Raw genomic sequence first — 15,050 nt, 5'->3', positions numbered from 1 at the left:
CGGGGACGTGTGCCGGCGGTAGTGCAGCAGGCGCTCAGCCACGGCGGGGCTGCTCGCCCTCGCGCTGCACGAGGCGGTCGCCCACCTCGAGCTCCTTCCACAGGTCCCGGTCCACCTTGACGTCCAGGCTCGTGCCGTCGTCGAGCCGCACCTCGAGGCGCCGGTAGAGGTTCGAGCCGTCGAGCAGCGCCCGCGACTTCTTGGCGACGATTCCGCTCCAGTTGCCTTCGCTCTTGGTCATGTACCAACCGTACGAAAACACGCGGATCGGCGCCTCCAACACGAGTCGGGTCTTGCGCCTACGACTTCTGGATGAGCCGGAATTGGGCGATTTGTACGGTATTGACGGCCCGGACCCGGGCCGCCGGCGTCAGAGGGCGCGCTTGTCCGGCTTGCCGCTCGGGGCCAGGGGCACCTCCGCGATCACCTCGATCGCCCCCGGCACGGCCGCCTCGCCGAGCGCGGCCGCCACCAGCGAGCGCAGGCGCGCGAGGTCCGGCGTGCGGCCGCGCGCGGGCACGACGAACGCGTGCACCGCCTCGCCGGTCTCGAACGAGGGCCGGGCGACGACGTAGGCCTCGGCCACGGACGGGTCCGAGCCGAGCACGCGTTCGATCGGCCCGGCGTAGACCAGCTCCGCGTTGACGATCACGACGTCCCGGGCGCGGCCCGACAGGTGCAGGTAGCCGCGATCGTCGACGGTGGCCAGGTCCCGGGTCCGCACCCACCCGTCCCGGAACACGTCGGCGGTCTCGGCGGGGTCGCCCCAGTAGGAGGAGGCCTGCGCGGGCGTGCGCACGTACAGCTCGCCGTCGCGGATCGACAGGTCGTGCCCGGGCGGCGGGCGGCCGACGCTGGCGAGCACGGCCGGGTCGGCCAGCATCTCCGACGGCGTGGCCATGGCGATCATGCCGGTCTCGGTCTGCCCGTACCCGTGGAAGACCACCGGCCCGAGCACGTTCAGGGCCTCGGCGAGCCGCGCCGGCTCCAGCGGCGAGCCCGACACCATGAGCGCGCGCAGCGACGACAGGTCGGCCGGCGACGAGCGCTGGGCGCGCACGAGCTGGTGCAGCTTGCCCACGGTGATGACGCTCCCGGTGGCCCGGTGCCGCGCGATCATGTCCGGGAAGCCGGGCGGCCGGGCCGCGACCAGGGTCCCGCCGGCGGCGAGGGTCAGGATGCCGTACTCCAGCATCACCTGCGAGGCGAGCGACCCGAACACCAGGTAGCGCCCCAGCCGCGAGGCGAGCTCGGCGACCGCCGGCGGCCACCGGTCCGGGAACGGCGCCCAGGCCGCGCTCATCGCCGCGTACGTCTGCGCGCAGCCCTTCGGCCGGCCGGTGCTGCCGCTGGTCCAGATGAGCCGGGCGGTGTCCGCGGGCCGGCCGGCGGCGACGAGCGGCCCGCCGTCATCCGGCCGTGCCAGCCACGACGCGAGCCGGGCGTCGTCCACCACGAGCTCGCCGTCCACGAAGGACCGCCCCGACACCGTGGCCCCGACGGCGAACGCGGCCAGGGTCGCGGCGAAGGCGGCGGCGCTCACCCCCGTCGTCAGGACCACCGGCGTGGCGGGCCCGGCCCCGCAGGACCGCAGCCCGGCCGCGACCCGCCGGACGAGACCGGCCATCGCGGCGGCCGTCACGACCGACGGGCCGTCCTCGAACACGGGCCGGTCGTCGCCGGTCGCGAGCAGATCGAGGACCGGCTGCGGCCAGGTGTCCTCGCAGGTGTCCCCGTCAGGCATCGGCGAGGACACCCTTGACGAACAGCGACAGGGGCTCCCGGTGTACCGCCGGCAGGTTCCAGTGGTTCTCCAGGTTCTCGGCGAGATGGTGCTCGGCGACGACCTCGGCGCCGCGGTACGCGCGCACCACGGGATGCAGGTAGCTGGCGTCGTGCGCGGCGGCCGCGTCGTTCTCGGCGATGCGGGGCACCGTGATGTCGAACGGGTCGACGGTGTCGTGGTCGGGGCCGTACTCCAGCGTCGTCACGAACGCGAACACGTCCGGGCCCAGGCCGCCGTCGCGCAGGAAGGCGACGGGCACCTCCTCGAGGTACGAGCCGTCGGCGAGCACCACGTCGGCGAGCACCGCGAACTGCTGCCACAGCGCCGACGTGCGGTTGACGCGGGCGATGATGGCCTCCGCGATCCCGTCGGGCGAGGCCTCGACCCGCGACGACGGCCACGGTGTGTCGTGGTGGCGGGCGCCGAGGATGCGGTGCAGGGCCCGCACGCCGTAGCGGAAGCCGTGGATGAACCCGTTGGTCGAGCGCTTGAAGTCGCGCTGCTGGGTCAGGGTGCCGGCGAAGTAGAGCCCGGGCACGTTGACCGACTCGAACGCGCTCGTCTGCTCCGGGAAGCGGTCGTCGATGACGAGCCGCGGCCGGGCCGAGTCGTCGAAGATCGAGGCGTCGAAGCGGAACCCGGTGGCGAGGATGATCCGGTCGTACTCCAGCCGCCGCGGCTGCTCGACGGTGCGCGCGTAGCGCAGGTCGATCCGCAACCCGCCCCCGGGGCGGCGCTCGATGCGCTCGACGGTGCCGTCCAGCACCGCGTTCTGGCTCTTGAGCTGGTACGTGTCGAGGAAGTTGTTGTTGACCGCGCGCAGATGCCCGACGTAGTGCGTCTGCCAGGCGAGCCGGACCGAGTGCGGGCCGGCGACGTGGATGACGGCCGCCGTCTCGAGCAGGGCGTCGGCGGTCTCGAAGGCCGAGTTGCCCTTGCCGATGATGAGGACCCGCTGGTTGGTGAAGTCGCCGGGGCGCACGCTGACGGTGTCGTAGCGCTCGGCGAGCTCGGCCCCGGGGATCGGCGGCACGTACAGCTCGGAGACTCCGGTGGCGACGACGACCCGGCGGGCCGCGATGCCGTCGACGTCGAACAGGCCGTCGGCGAAGGCGACGCGCGAGACCCGGGTGCCGTAGCGGACCCGCAGCTTCAGGCGGGACGCGAAGTCGGCCAGGTAGCGGACGAAGTCGTCGGCCTGCGGGAAGTACCGGCGGCTGTAGTGCTTGAACAGCAGGGACGGGTCGTCGCTGAGCAGCGAGTTCCAGTCGGCGCGGAGGTTGAACTCGGGGTCCTCGGAGCCCGTCCACACCTTGTTGATCGAGATCAGCGTGCGGTGCCGCGGATAGGTGGCGAAGAACGTCCCCGGCGCCGTCCCGGCCTCGAGCACCAGGTAGTCGCGGCCGTCGCGCTCCAGCAGGGCGGCCAGCTGCAGCCCGGCCGGGCCGGCTCCGATGATGAGGTAGTCCAGCGTCATGCGGCGCACCGTAACGAGCCGATTTCAGAGCGCTCTGAGAATCGGGCTCTAGCGTCGCCTCCCATGACGGCTGAGGTTGACCTCGCGGCGCCGCTGCGGATCGCGGACCTGCTCGCCGCCCGCGACCCGATCCGGGTCACGGCCGGGGCGGCGGTGCGGGACCGGGTGGCGGCCGGCCGCGCCTTCCTGTCCAAGGTGCTCGGCGACGACCGCGCGGTCTACGGCGCCACCACCGGCTTCGGCGCGCTCGTGGGCTACGCGGGCCGCGCCGACCTGCGCGACCAGGCCGACAACACCCTCGCCCACCTCGGCGCCGGGCACGGCCCCGACATCGACCCGCACGTCGCCCGGGCCACGATGCTGGTGCGGGCGTGGTCCCTCGCGCGCGGCGCGTCCGGGGTCTCCCCGCACGTCATCGACGCCCTGGCCGCGATGCTGGGCTCGGCGTTCGCGCCGGCGATGCCCCGCTACGGCTCGGTCGGCGCGAGCGGCGACCTGATCCCGCTCGGAGCCGCCGCCCAGGCCCTGCGTGGCCGCGGCCACGCCTACGCCGGCCGGGAGCGCATGCCGGCCGCCGAGGCGCTGCGCCGGGCCGGCCTGGAGCCGCTGCCGCTCGACGGCCGCGACGCCCTCGCGCTCGTCAACGGCACGTCGCTCACCACCGCCGCGACCGCCCTCGCGCTCGTGCGCACCCGCGCCGCGCACCGGGCCGTGCAGCGGCTCACCTGCCTGCTCGCCGACCTGCTCGGCAGCGACCCGCAGTTCCTCGACGAGCGGCTGCTGCGCTCCTACGGCCACCCGGGCGCGATCGCCGTCGGCGCGGCGATGCGCGGGTTCGCCGCGGGCCAGACCCCCTCGGGGAAGCGCCCGCTGCAGGAGCCCTACAGCCTGCGCTGCTCCCCGCAGCTGCTCGGCGCGGCCGAGGACGCGCTCGCCTACGCCGACGGCGTCGTCGCCGCCGACCTCGGCGGGATCAGCGACAACCCGCTGTTCTTCCCGGACGACGACGCCGTGGTGCACGGCGGCAACTTCTTCGGCCAGCCGGCCGCGTTCGCCGCGGACGTGCTCTCGATGGTCGTGGCCCAGGTCGGCAACCTCGCCGAGCGCCAGCTCGACCTGCTCGTGGACCCGGCCCGCAACACCGGCCTGCCGCCGATGCTCGCGGCCGGGCCCGGCCGGCAGCACGGCCTGCAGGGCGTCCAGCTCGCCTCGACCGCGCTCATCGCCGAGATCCGCCGCGACGCCATGCCCGCCAGCATGCAGAGCCTGCCGACCAACCTGCACAACCAGGACGTGATCCCGCTGGGCAACCAGGCCGCGCTGCGGGCCCTCGACCAGGCCCGGCTGCTGCGGCTCATCGTCGGGTCGCTCGCGCTCGGGCTGCGGCAGGCCGCGTACGTCGGCGCCCGGCCCCCGACCGCGCCCGGCAACGCCGCGGTGCTCGACGCCCTCGTGGCCGCGGTGCCCCCGATCGACCCGGACCGGCCGTTGGAGGACGACGTGCGGCGGGCCGCCGACGCCGTCGAAGAGCTCGAAAGGTGACCGTCGTGACGCTGGACTACCTGATCATCGGGGCCGGCCCGGCCGGGCTGCAGCTCGCCGCGCTGCTGCAGGCCGAGGGCCGCCGCGACTACCTGGTGCTGGAGGGCGCCGGGCGGCCGGGCGCGTTCTTCGCCCGGTTCCCGCGGCACCGGCAGCTGATCTCGATCAACAAGCCGCGCACCGGCACCGACGACCCCGAGCTGAACCTGCGCCTCGACTGGAACTCGCTGCTGAGCGACGACCCCTCGCTGCTCTTCACCCGCTACACGCCGCGGTACTTCCCCCAGGCCGACGACTACCTGCGGTATCTGGCGGACTTCGCCGCGCGCCTGGACCTGCGGGTCCGCTACGACACCCGGGTCTCGCGCGTCGCCTTCGCCGACGGCCTCTTCGACGTCGACGGCATCGCGGCCCGCCACGTCGTCGTCGCCACCGGGATGTCCAGGTCCTACGAGCCGCCGATCGAGGGCTACGAGCTGGCCGAGCACTACGCGGACATGCCGGTCGACCCGGACGGCTTCACCGGCCAGCGGGTGCTCGTGATCGGCAAGGGCAACTCCGCGTTCGAGACCGCCGACGCGCTCATGGAGACCACCACCGTCATCCACGTGGCCGGCCCGAGCTCGGTGCACCTGGCCTGGCGCACCCACTACGTCGGGCACCTGCGCGCGGTCAACAACAACTTCCTCGACACCTACCAGCTCAAGTCCGCCAACGCGGTCCTCGACGGCCACGTGCGCCGCATCGAGCGGGACGGGGACGGCTACAAGGTCACGTTCAGCTTCTCCCGCGCCGACGAGGTGGTGAAGGAGCTGCGCTACGACCGGGTGCTCGCGTGCACCGGCTTCCGCTTCGACGCCTCGATCTTCGACGAGTCGGCCCGGCCGCACCTGACCATCAGGGACCGCTTCCCGGAGCAGACCTCCGCGTTCGAGTCGGTCAACGTGCCCGGGCTCTACTTCGCCGGGACCGTCACCCAGCAGCGCGACTTCAAGCGGGGGACCAACGGGTTCATCCACGGCTTCCGCTACGGGGTGCGGGCCCTGCACCGGATCCTGGAGGCGCGCCACCACGACACCCCGTGGCCGGCGACGCCGCTGAAGGCCGGCCCGGAGGCGATCGCCGACGCGATCATCGGGCGGGTCAACCGGACCTCCGCGCTGTGGCAGCAGTTCGGGTTCCTCGCCGACGTCGTGACGGTCGAGGACGGGCAGGTGTCGTACCTCGAGGAGGTCCCGGTCGACTACGTGCGCGACGGCGGCCTCGGCGACCCGCCGCTGGCGCTGCTCACGACGCTCGAGTACGGCCCCGACCACGACAAGGTCGACCCGTTCGACATCAGCGTGCGCCGCGTCGCGCAGGACACCGCCGGGCAGGCGCACGACGCCGCCTACCTGCACCCGGTCGTGCGGGTGCTGCGCGGCGGCGAGGTCGTGGCCGTGCACCACCTCGCCGAGAACCTCGAGAACCGGTGGGACCGGCCGGAGGTCCACGTGCGGCCCCTCGCGGAGTTCGTCGCCCGGCAGCTCGATGTTCGCTGACCTGAGGGCCCGGGCACGGGAGCGGCTCGAACCCGCGCACTGGGACTACTTCGAGGGCGGCGCCGGGGACGAGCGGACCATGCGCGCCAACACCGGCGCGTTCGACCGCGTCCGGCTCCTGCCGCGCGTCCTGCGTGCGACCGGCCCGCGGGACCTGCGCACCACCCTGTTCGGCACCGAGCTGGCCGCGCCGGTCCTCGTCGCCCCGACCGCGTTCCACCGCCTGGCCCACCCCGACGGCGAGGTCGCCACCGCCCGCGGGACCGCCGACGCCGGCACGGTGCTGGTCGTCAGCATGGCCGCCACCACGCCCGTCGAGGCGATCGCCGCGGCCGGGGGACCGTGGTGGTTTCAGCTGTACCTCCAGCCGGACCGCGGGTTCACCGCCGCGCTCGTGCGCCGCGTCGAGGCGGCCGGCTGCCGGGCCCTCGTGGTGACCGTGGACTCGCCCGTGTTCGGCCGGCGCGAGCGCGACCAGCGCAACCGCTTCCACGACCTGCCGCCCGGGCTGGCCTGCGAGAACATGCGCGACGAGACCGGCGCGGTGCGGGACATCGCCATGGACGCGGGGCTCGGCTGGGAGGGCATCGCCTGGCTGCGCGGGATCACCGGGCTGCCGATCCTGCTCAAGGGCGTCCTGCACCCGGCCGACGCCGAGCTCGCCGTCGAGCACGGCGTCCGCGGGCTCCTGGTGTCCAACCACGGCGGCCGCCAGCTCGACGGGGCGATCGCCGCCATCGACGCGCTGCCGGCGGTCGCCGAGGCCGTCGGGGGGCGGCTGCCGGTGCTCGTCGACGGCGGGGTCCGGCGCGGGGCCGACGTGGTGGCCGCGCTCGCGCTCGGGGCCGACGCGGTGCTCGTCGGGCGGCCGGTGCTGTGGGGGCTCGCGGCCGGCGGGGCCGAGGGTGTCCGGCAGGTGCTCGCCCTGCTCGTCGACGACCTCGACCGGGCCCTCGCGCTCGTGGGCGCGCGCACCCCGGCCGGCTGCACGCCGGACCTGGTGGCCGTCCGATGAGCTGGGTCCTGCTCGCCGTCCTCGCCGGCGCGCTGTGGACGGTGCCCCGGTGGCTGCCGGCGGCCGTCGTCGCCGTCCGCGAGTGGATCTTCCGGCGGGTCAACGGCGAGGAGGGCATCCCGGTGCCGGGGCCGCTGGTCGGCGCCGAGCACTTCGAGCGCGTCTACGCCGACCCGGCCGCGGACGGGCGCAGCCGCGGCGCCGGCCTCTCCGACCTGTTCTGGTACTGGCTGGCGCCCGGCCCGCAGATGCACCAGGAGCACCTGGAGCCGGGGGAGCGCTACCGGGAGGTCGCCCGCACCACCCGCCGGGTCCTCGCGGTGCCGCACGCGCGCTGCGACGAGCTGGCCACGGCGGCCACCCGGCGCCGGCTCGACGCGCTGCCGCCCGGCCGCACCGCCCACGTGCGCCTGCGGGACCTCATGATGCCGGTCTGGGCCGAGGTGTACTACGAGCTGGTCTTCGGCGAGCCCTGCCCGCCCGCGGCCCGGGAGCTCATCGTGGCCAACGCCGACGACGTCGTGACCGCGCTCAAGGGCACCTCCCTGCGCCACCTCGGCCGCCGCGACCGGCTCACCAGCTACCTGCTCGGCCGCGTCGAGGACGGCACCTGCCCGGTCGTGCTGCCCGGCGGGTTCAGCGCGCGGGAGACGGCGTGGTACCTGCAGGGCGCGTTCTTCAACACCGCCGTCGTGCAGATGTCCGAGGCGATGGCGCACGTGCTGCTCAGCATCGCCCGGCACCCGCACCGGGCCCCGGACCCCGGCGACGACGCCGAGCTCGACCGGGCTGTGGACGAGACCCTGCGCGTGCACCCGCTGTTCGGCATCGCGCACCGCATCACCTCCGCGCCGATCGTCGTCGACGAGCGGGTCACGCTGCCCGCCGGCTCCGTGCTGCTGTTCAACTACCTCGCCTTCCAGCGCACCGGGCCGGCCGCCGACGACGCCTTCGACCCCGACCGGTGGCTGCGGGTGACGAAGCAGGACGCGCACTACATCCCCTACGGCGTCGTGGCCAACCGCGCCTGCCCGGCCCGCGGCGCCGCCCCCGTGATGCTGCGCGCCGCCACCCGCGAGGTGCTGCGCCGCTACATCCTCACCTCGGCCGCGGCGCACACGCGCTCGCTGCCGAGCCGCGGACCCGCCTACCTCACGCCCGCCGGGGTCCGCGCCCCGGGCCGGCTCCGGCTCGCCGCGCAGGCGTTCCGCGACCGCTGGGCGGGGGCGGGGCGCGCGCTGACGCAGCTGGCCTGCGGGACGTACATGGTCCTCGACGCCCGTCGTCAGCGGCTCTGCAGCACCTACTTCGAGGAGGCCCGCCCGTGACGCCCACCGAGCTCGCACCCGCCTTCTTCCTGGCCGTGGCGGCGATCCTGGTCTTCTGCAAGGGCGTGGCCTGGCTGCTGGGCAAGGCCGGGCAGCCGGCCGTGGTCAGCGAGATGCTCGCCGGGGTCCTGCTGGGCCCGTCGCTGCTCGGCCTGCTGCTGCCGGGCGTGGAGCACCGGCTGTTCCCGGCGCCGCTGCTGCCGGTGCTGTACGTCGTGGGCCAGGTCGGCCTCGTGCTGTTCATGTTCCAGGCCGGGTACGCCTTCACCGGCCATCGCATCACGCGCGTCGCCGGGACGGCCGCCGCGGTCTCGGTGGCCGGGGTGACCGCGCCGCTCGTGCTCGGCGTGCTGCTGGTCGTGCTCACCGACGGGCTCGCCCCGGTGCGCAAGGCGGGCACGCCGCTGGGCGTCACGGCCGCCTTCGTCGGCGTCGCGCTGGCCATCACCGCGTTCCCGATGCTCGCCCGGATCATCACCGAGCGGGGGCTGGCCGGCACCCGGCACGGCTCGCTCGCCCTGGCCAGCGGGGCGCTGGACGACATGGCGGCGTGGATCATGCTGGCGGTCGTGCTCGCCGCCGCCTCGGGCGAGCCCGGCCCGGTGATCGTCACCGGCGGCGGCGCGGCCGTCTTCGCGCTGGCGCTGTGGCTCGGCGGACGGCGCGCCGGCACCGCCCTGATGGCCGGCGACCGCCTCGGCGAGCGGGGGCGGCTGCTGGGCACGGTCGCGCTGCTGTTCCTCGTGGCCTGGTACACCGACGTGATCGGCCTCTACGCCGTCTTCGGCGCCTTCGCGGCCGGCGTGGTCATGCCGCACACCGCACACGCCGACAAGGTCGTCGAGACGCTCACCCCGATCGCCTCCGTCGTCTTCCTGCCCCTGTTCTTCACCTTCTCCGGCCTGCGGACCGAGTTCGGGCTGCTCGGCGACCCCTCGGTGCTGCTGTTCGCGGTCGCCTGCGTGGTGCTCGCCGTCGCCGGCAAGTTCGGCGCCTGCTGGGCGGCGGCCCGGCTGCGGGGCGAGCCCGGCGCGGTGGCGCTGCGCATCGGCGCGCTCATGAACGCCCGCGGGCTGATGCAGCTCATCGCGCTCAACGTGGGACTGGAGGCCGGCATCGTCGGCCCGTCGCTGTTCACCGTCCTGGTGCTCGTCGCCCTCGTCACCACGATCATGACCACACCGCTGCTGACCTGGATCGATCGCCGGTCCACGGTTTCCGCAAGCCTTCCGGAAAGAGACAACCATCACTCCCCGGTCGCCCCTTGAGGGTGAGATTGTCATGGTGTGCGTGCCGTGGAACCCCCGCGGCTCCTGGTCGTCGAGGACGACGAGGAGCTCAGTGAGATGGTGACCGAGACGCTGGTCGGCGAGGGCTACGTCGTCGACCGGGCGCACGACGGCCAGCGCGGGCTCCACTTAGGCCTCACCCGGCCCTACGACGTCATGGTCATCGACCGGCTGCTGCCCGCGCTCGACGGGCTCGACCTGGTCGCCCGGCTGCGCTCCCGCTCGGTGCCGGCCCGCGCGCTCATGCTCACGGCGCTCGGCACCGTCGGCGACCGGGTCGCCGGCCTCGACGCGGGCGCCGACGACTACCTGGTCAAGCCGTTCGACCTCGACGAGCTCAGCGCGCGCATCCGCGCCCTGGTCCGGCGCACGCCGGCGCCGGCCGGGTCGCTGCGGGTCGGCGGTGGGCGGCTCGACCTCGTGGCCCGCGACGCCGTGCTGTCCGACGGCACCCGGGTCGCCCTTTCCGCGCGCGAGTTCGAGCTGCTGCGCGTGCTGGCGTCGCGGGCGCGGGCCGTGCACTCGCGCGCGGAGCTGCGGCGGCTGGTCTTCGACGAGGCCGCGGCCGCGTCGATCGTCGACACCTACGTCTACTACCTGCGCCGCAAGCTCGGCCGCCCGGTGGTCCGCACAGTACACGGGCTCGGATACCGCCTGGGCACGCTGTGAACGACGCGGAGGAGGTCCTCGTCCGCCGCGCGCGGCTGCGCCTCGGCCTCGGGGTCGGGCTGGCGATCACCGCGCTGCTGGCCCTGGCGGGCGGGATCTCCTACCTCGTGCTGGTCCGCGGCCAGGAGGCCCAGATCCGGCGGGAGCTCGCCTGGGGCGCGGCCAACGGCACCGTCCCCGGCCCGCCCGCCTGCAGCTGGGTCTTCTGGTACGAGCACGGCGCCTTCCTCGGCGCCAACACCCCGCCCCCGCCCGGCCTGCCGGTGCGCGCCGACGCCGAGCTGGCCGCCGCGACCGGCCATCCCCGCGACTCCCGCCTGACCCGCGACGGCACCAGCTACTACGTGCACACCGAGCGCCGCGGCGACCGCGTCGTGCAGGTCGCCTTCGACGCCCGCTTCCAGCTCTCCGACCGCCGGCACCTGCTGTTCGCGTTCACCCTGGCGGCCCTGGCCGGCCTGCTGGCCGCGGTCCTCACCGGCGTGCTCGTCGGCCGGCACGCGGTCGCCCCGCTGGTCGACGCCCTGGCCCGGCAGCGCCGGTTCGTCGCCGACGCCAGCCACGAGCTGCGCACCCCGATCGCCCAGGTCCACACCCGCGCCCAGCTGCTGGCCCGCCGCGGCTCCGCCTCCCGCGACCTCGTGCGGCTGGTGGCCTCGACCCGCCGCCTCGGGGAGATCGTCGACGAGCTGCTGCTGTCGGCCCGCCTCGCCGCGGCCCCGGACGGCCTGCCCGCCGTGGAGCCGGTCGACCTCGCCGCCCTCGCGACCGATGCGGTCGCGGCCGAGTCGGACCTGGCCGCCGAGCGCGGCCAGAGCATCACCGTCACGACCCCCGGCGGCCCGCTGCTCGTCTCCGGCATCGAGTCCGCCCTGCGCCGGGTGCTGAGCGAGCTGCTGGCCAACGCCCTCGCCCACCTGCCGCCCGGCGGCCGCATCGCGGTGACCGTCCGTCGCGCCGGCGGTCACGGGAACCTCGCCGAGGTGACCGTCCGGGACACCGGCGCGGGCTTCGACCCGGCCGACGCCGAGCGCATCTTCGACCGGTTCCACCGCGGCCCCGGGGCGGGGGAGCGCCGCCACGGCCTCGGCCTGGCCCTGCTCCGCGAGGTCGTGACCGGCCACGGCGGCACCATCACGGCGTCCAGCGTCCCCGGCCACGGGGCCTCCTTCACGGTGCGTCTGCCGATGCCTACGCTGGGTCGCCGGATCGCCCGGCCTCGCTGGCGTCGTCGCGGTGACCCGGCTCCCGCGGGTCGCGCGCCGGGGGCTTGACCCCTGGCGGGCACGCGCTAACGTCCCGAGGCATGGGTTCAGTAGCGTTGGCCGAGGAATTACTCCTGCTCGCCTACGACGACGAGTCGGGCCGGGCGACCGGTTCGACCATCGGCCTCGACCTGGGCATGGCCGCCGCCGTGCTGGTCGAGCTGGCGCTGGCGGGCCGGATCGCATACGTCGGCGGCACCCTGGCGGTGACCAACCCCGCGCCGACGGGCGAGGCGATCGCCGACGAGGTCCTGACCCGCGTCGCGGCCGACACCCCGCACTCCCCGGCCTCCTGGCTGCAGCGGCTCCGCCACGGCCTGCGCGACCGCGTGCTGAGCGACCTGTGCGCCCGCAACATCATCTGCGACGTCGACGAGACGACCGCTGACGGTTACATCCACCTGCATCGGTACCCGACGATCGACCCCTCGGTCGAGGCCGACGTGCGCGACCGGCTGAGCCTCGCCCTGATCGGCGACGACCAGCCCGACGAGCGCACCGCGGCCCTGGCGACCCTGGTCGCGGCCGTGCGCATGGAGCCGGCCCTGGGCCTGACCGGCGAGGACGTGCGGGCGGCGCACGCGCAGCTGGAGAAGATCTCCGACCACGCCGGCTTCACCGGGACGGTGAGCATGGAGGAGTCCTCGATCCGCCCGTCGGTCGCCCTGGTGGTCGCGGTCCTCGTCAAGGCCATCCAGACCGCCCTGGGCACCGCCAAGGGCTGACCGCCCCGGTCGCTCACGGGCGCGGCGGGAAGATGCCCTGCAGCGCGATGATGAACGTCAGGGTGAGGTACGGCGGCAGGTTCTCGTGCGGCTGCCCGCCGCCCGCCGGCGTCAGCGCCCCCGCCGCCATCGCCGTGCCGTCCGGGGCCGTCGCGTAGCTGCGGTCCAGCACGCGGCCCAGGTACGCCTGCGCCCAGGTCGCCCCGGCCGGGCTGTTGCGGTCGCCGCGCACCGCCGCCGCCTGGGCCGTGTGGGTGTGCTGGGGCAGCTCGCTCGAGGCCAGGGTCACGGTCGTGGTGCCGCCGGTGTCGCCCAGGTCGTACTGGGACAGCCCCGGGCCCTGCCCGAGCGAGATCGGCGTCGCGCCCTGCAGGTCCGGCAGCGCGAACGTCGTCGTGCCGTTGCCGCCGTAGGCGACGCCGAGCAGCGAGAACAGCGCGGGGTTCTGGGAGATCGGCACGAGCTGGCCGCTGCACAGCGCCCAGCCGACCGGCGCGAAGCTGCCCGCCCACATGCGGATCTCGCCGAGGAAAGGGTCCGACATCGAAACGCAGCCTCAGGGCCGGGACGGGAAGAGGCCCGTCAGCGCGATCACGAAGTTCAGGGTCAGGAAGGGCGGCATGTTCTCGTGGGCCGAGCCGCCACCGGCCTGCGCCACGCACGCGGTGTCCAGGGCCGAGTCCGCGGCCGGCGCGTAGCCGCCCGGCAGCGGCGCCCACACGTTGCTCGTGGGCGCGTTGCCGGTGCCCGTCGCGGCGGCCTGCGGGACGTGCGCGTGCACCGGCATCTGCGCGGACGCCAGCGTGACCGTCTCCACGCCGCCGGCCGAGCCGAGCGTGAAGGACTGCCCGGTGTGCACGGCCCGGCGGCCGCGCAGGTCCGGCAGGGCGAAGGTGCTCGTGCCGTTGCCGCCGTAGGCGGTGCCCAGCAGCGAGAACAGCGCGGGGTTCTGCGCGATCGTCAGCAGCTGCCCGTTGCACAGCGCCCAGTTCTTCGGCGCGAAGGGGAAGGAGCAGAGGCGGATCTCGCCGAGGAACTGCTCGGTCATGCGGCGCTCCTAGGTCGGTGACGGGTAGATGCCGTTGAGCGCGATGATGTACCGGATCGTCAGGTACGGCGCGCGGTTCTCGTGCGGCTGCCCGCCGCCGGCGGTCGTGAGCGCGGCGCCGTGCATCGGCACCCGGCTCGCCGGGGCGGCCGCGTAGGGCGTGTCGGGCATGGTGGCCCAGACCGCGCCCGCGGGGCTGTCGGTAGTGCCGCTCGCGGAGGCCGCGACCGGCTGGTGACCGTGCGCAGGCAGGTTGGCGACGGTGAGCGTGACCGCCTCCGCCCCGCCGGCCTGGCCGGGGACGCGCGGGCTGAGCCCCGGCCCGGTGCCCTGGTGGATCGGGGCGCGCCCGCGCAGGTCGGGCAGCGCGAACGTGGTCTGCCCGTCGCCGCCGAAGGTGGTCCCGATGAGGTTGAACAGCAGCTCGTAGTCGGCGATGGCGAGCAGCTGCCCGGCGCACTCCAGCCAGCCACTGGGGGCGTAGCCGCCCGCGAACATGCGGATCTCGCCCACGAACATGTCGCTCATGCGGCCCACCGCAGCGCGAGTCGCGGCCCGTCTCCGGCGTTGCGGGCGCCGGGGCGGAAGCCGAGGCGCTCGTACAGCCGCCGGGCCGGGTTCTCGGGCACCACCCGCAGCTCGATCGGCCGGTCGAGCGCGGCCGCCTCGGCCTGCAGCCCGCGCAGCAGCGCCGTGCCGATGCCGGTGCCCCGCGCGCCGGCCAGCAGCGCGACGTCGAGCACGGTGAACGCCGCCGGGCCCCGGTCGACGTACAGCCGCCCGACCGGCTCCCCGGCGGCCTCGACGACGCCGTCGACGGCCCGGGGCCAGGCCGAGCGGAAGTGCCGGCGCTGCGCGTCGAACTGCATGGCCAGGAACGCGGCGGTCTGCGCGGGGTCCCAGCCGAACGCGGCGACCTCCTCGGCCCGGCTCGCCGCGTAGACCCCGAGCAGGAACGGGGCGTCCGCGTCCGTGGCCGGCCGCACCGCGACCGGGCTCATGCGGCCTCGCGGTTGACGACCGCCTCGAGCAGGCCCGGGCCGGGGCCGACGGGCGCGACGAAGAGGTCCACGGGCGCCAGATCCGGATGGTGTACCCGATACAGCCCGTCGCCCACGGCGGCACCCGTGGCGAAGCGCAGCGCGAAGGACCGCTCGGTCCCGGGCACGCTCGCGAGCGTCACGGCGTGCCGCGCGCCCGAGCCGTCGAGCGCCTCGAGCTCGAACGCGGCCCCGGCCAGCGGCGCGAACCGGGAGCGGCTCAGCGGCGGCACCGTCGCCCGGGCCACGAGCGCGATCCCGGCGACCGCACCGGCTCCGGCCATGAGCGTCTCTCGGCGGGACACCATCGCACACCCCCACAGGA

16 protein-coding genes are annotated in these 15,050 nt (G+C 75.0%); 8 read left to right on the top strand and 8 right to left on the bottom strand.

What is annotated here, in order from left to right:
* Nucleotides 1-34: 34 nt before the first annotated feature.
* From ABT369_RS21370 to ABT369_RS21360, 3 genes are all read right to left on the bottom strand, one after another.
* Nucleotides 35-241 carry a DUF7489 domain-containing protein gene (locus ABT369_RS21370; RefSeq protein WP_350614220.1) on the bottom strand — a complete coding sequence of 69 codons (207 nt, stop codon included), beginning with the start codon at nucleotides 239-241 and terminating at the stop codon, nucleotides 35-37.
* Between the two features lie 129 nt (nucleotides 242-370).
* Nucleotides 371-1,744, bottom strand: coding sequence for a class I adenylate-forming enzyme family protein (locus ABT369_RS21365; RefSeq protein WP_350614218.1), 1,374 nt, complete (start codon nucleotides 1,742-1,744; stop codon nucleotides 371-373).
* Complete coding sequence (locus tag ABT369_RS21360; protein WP_350614216.1) at nucleotides 1,737-3,263, bottom strand: NAD(P)-binding domain-containing protein; 1,527 nt, start codon at nucleotides 3,261-3,263, stop codon at nucleotides 1,737-1,739. The genes ABT369_RS21365 and ABT369_RS21360 overlap by 8 nt, the downstream gene beginning before the upstream one ends.
* Before the next feature lie 63 nt (nucleotides 3,264-3,326).
* Here ABT369_RS21360 and ABT369_RS21355 point away from each other — a divergent pair, with 63 nt between their 5' ends.
* Genes ABT369_RS21355 through ABT369_RS21320 form a run of 8 tightly spaced genes read left to right on the top strand, consistent with a single transcriptional unit; the run spans nucleotide 3,327 to nucleotide 12,637 of the window.
* A complete protein-coding gene (locus ABT369_RS21355; RefSeq protein ID WP_350614214.1) occupies nucleotides 3,327-4,805 on the top strand; it encodes an aromatic amino acid ammonia-lyase in 1,479 nt (492 codons plus the stop codon).
* Nucleotides 4,806-4,810: 5 nt separating this feature from the next.
* On the top strand, nucleotides 4,811-6,346 hold the full coding sequence (locus ABT369_RS21350; RefSeq protein WP_350614213.1) for an NAD(P)-binding domain-containing protein: 1,536 nt from the start codon (nucleotides 4,811-4,813) through the stop codon (nucleotides 6,344-6,346).
* The gene (locus ABT369_RS21345; RefSeq protein WP_350614212.1) at nucleotides 6,336-7,361 is read left to right on the top strand and encodes an alpha-hydroxy acid oxidase; all 1,026 of its coding nucleotides are present in this window, start codon (nucleotides 6,336-6,338) and stop codon (nucleotides 7,359-7,361) included. Before ABT369_RS21350 ends, ABT369_RS21345 begins: the two co-directional genes overlap by 11 nt.
* A complete protein-coding gene (locus tag ABT369_RS21340) occupies nucleotides 7,358-8,689 on the top strand; it encodes a cytochrome P450 (protein ID WP_350614210.1) in 1,332 nt (443 codons plus the stop codon). The genes ABT369_RS21345 and ABT369_RS21340 overlap by 4 nt, the downstream gene beginning before the upstream one ends.
* The gene (locus ABT369_RS21335) at nucleotides 8,686-9,957 is read left to right on the top strand and encodes a cation:proton antiporter (protein ID WP_350614209.1); all 1,272 of its coding nucleotides are present in this window, start codon (nucleotides 8,686-8,688) and stop codon (nucleotides 9,955-9,957) included. The genes ABT369_RS21340 and ABT369_RS21335 overlap by 4 nt, the downstream gene beginning before the upstream one ends.
* A 27-nt stretch (nucleotides 9,958-9,984) precedes the next feature.
* Nucleotides 9,985-10,647 (top strand): response regulator transcription factor, encoded by a 663-nt coding sequence (locus ABT369_RS21330; RefSeq protein WP_350614208.1) that lies wholly within the window; start codon nucleotides 9,985-9,987, stop codon nucleotides 10,645-10,647.
* On the top strand, nucleotides 10,644-11,921 hold the full coding sequence (locus ABT369_RS21325) for a sensor histidine kinase (protein WP_350614207.1): 1,278 nt from the start codon (nucleotides 10,644-10,646) through the stop codon (nucleotides 11,919-11,921). The genes ABT369_RS21330 and ABT369_RS21325 overlap by 4 nt, the downstream gene beginning before the upstream one ends.
* A 32-nt stretch (nucleotides 11,922-11,953) precedes the next feature.
* Entirely contained in the window at nucleotides 11,954-12,637 is a 684-nt protein-coding gene (locus tag ABT369_RS21320) for a GOLPH3/VPS74 family protein (RefSeq protein WP_350614205.1), read from the top strand.
* A 13-nt stretch (nucleotides 12,638-12,650) separates the two neighbouring features.
* Here the strand turns inward: ABT369_RS21320 and ABT369_RS21315 are convergent, their stop codons facing one another.
* Genes ABT369_RS21315 through ABT369_RS21295 form a run of 5 tightly spaced genes read right to left on the bottom strand, consistent with a single transcriptional unit; the run spans nucleotide 12,651 to nucleotide 15,033 of the window.
* Nucleotides 12,651-13,181, bottom strand: a complete 531-nt coding sequence (locus ABT369_RS21315) for a phage tail protein (RefSeq protein ID WP_350614204.1) — start codon at nucleotides 13,179-13,181, stop codon at nucleotides 12,651-12,653.
* A gap of 12 nt (nucleotides 13,182-13,193) precedes the next feature.
* Nucleotides 13,194-13,685, bottom strand: a complete 492-nt coding sequence (locus ABT369_RS21310) for a phage tail protein (RefSeq protein ID WP_350614203.1) — start codon at nucleotides 13,683-13,685, stop codon at nucleotides 13,194-13,196.
* Between the two features lie 9 nt (nucleotides 13,686-13,694).
* Complete coding sequence (locus tag ABT369_RS21305; RefSeq protein WP_350614201.1) at nucleotides 13,695-14,213, bottom strand: phage tail protein; 519 nt, start codon at nucleotides 14,211-14,213, stop codon at nucleotides 13,695-13,697.
* Nucleotides 14,210-14,686: a GNAT family N-acetyltransferase gene (locus tag ABT369_RS21300; protein WP_350614200.1), complete on the bottom strand. Its 477-nt coding sequence runs from the start codon at nucleotides 14,684-14,686 to the stop codon at nucleotides 14,210-14,212. Before ABT369_RS21300 ends, ABT369_RS21305 begins: the two co-directional genes overlap by 4 nt.
* Nucleotides 14,683-15,033, bottom strand: coding sequence for a DUF6916 family protein (locus tag ABT369_RS21295; RefSeq protein WP_350614199.1), 351 nt, complete (start codon nucleotides 15,031-15,033; stop codon nucleotides 14,683-14,685). The genes ABT369_RS21300 and ABT369_RS21295 overlap by 4 nt, the downstream gene beginning before the upstream one ends.
* Nucleotides 15,034-15,050: the final 17 nt, after the last annotated feature.

Source organism: Dactylosporangium sp. NPDC000244 (genome assembly GCF_040300725.1).
GTDB lineage: Bacteria > Actinomycetota > Actinomycetes > Mycobacteriales > Micromonosporaceae > Dactylosporangium.
The sequence above is the reverse complement of the archived record's forward strand: the minus strand, read 5'-3'. Positions and strand labels throughout refer to the sequence as shown.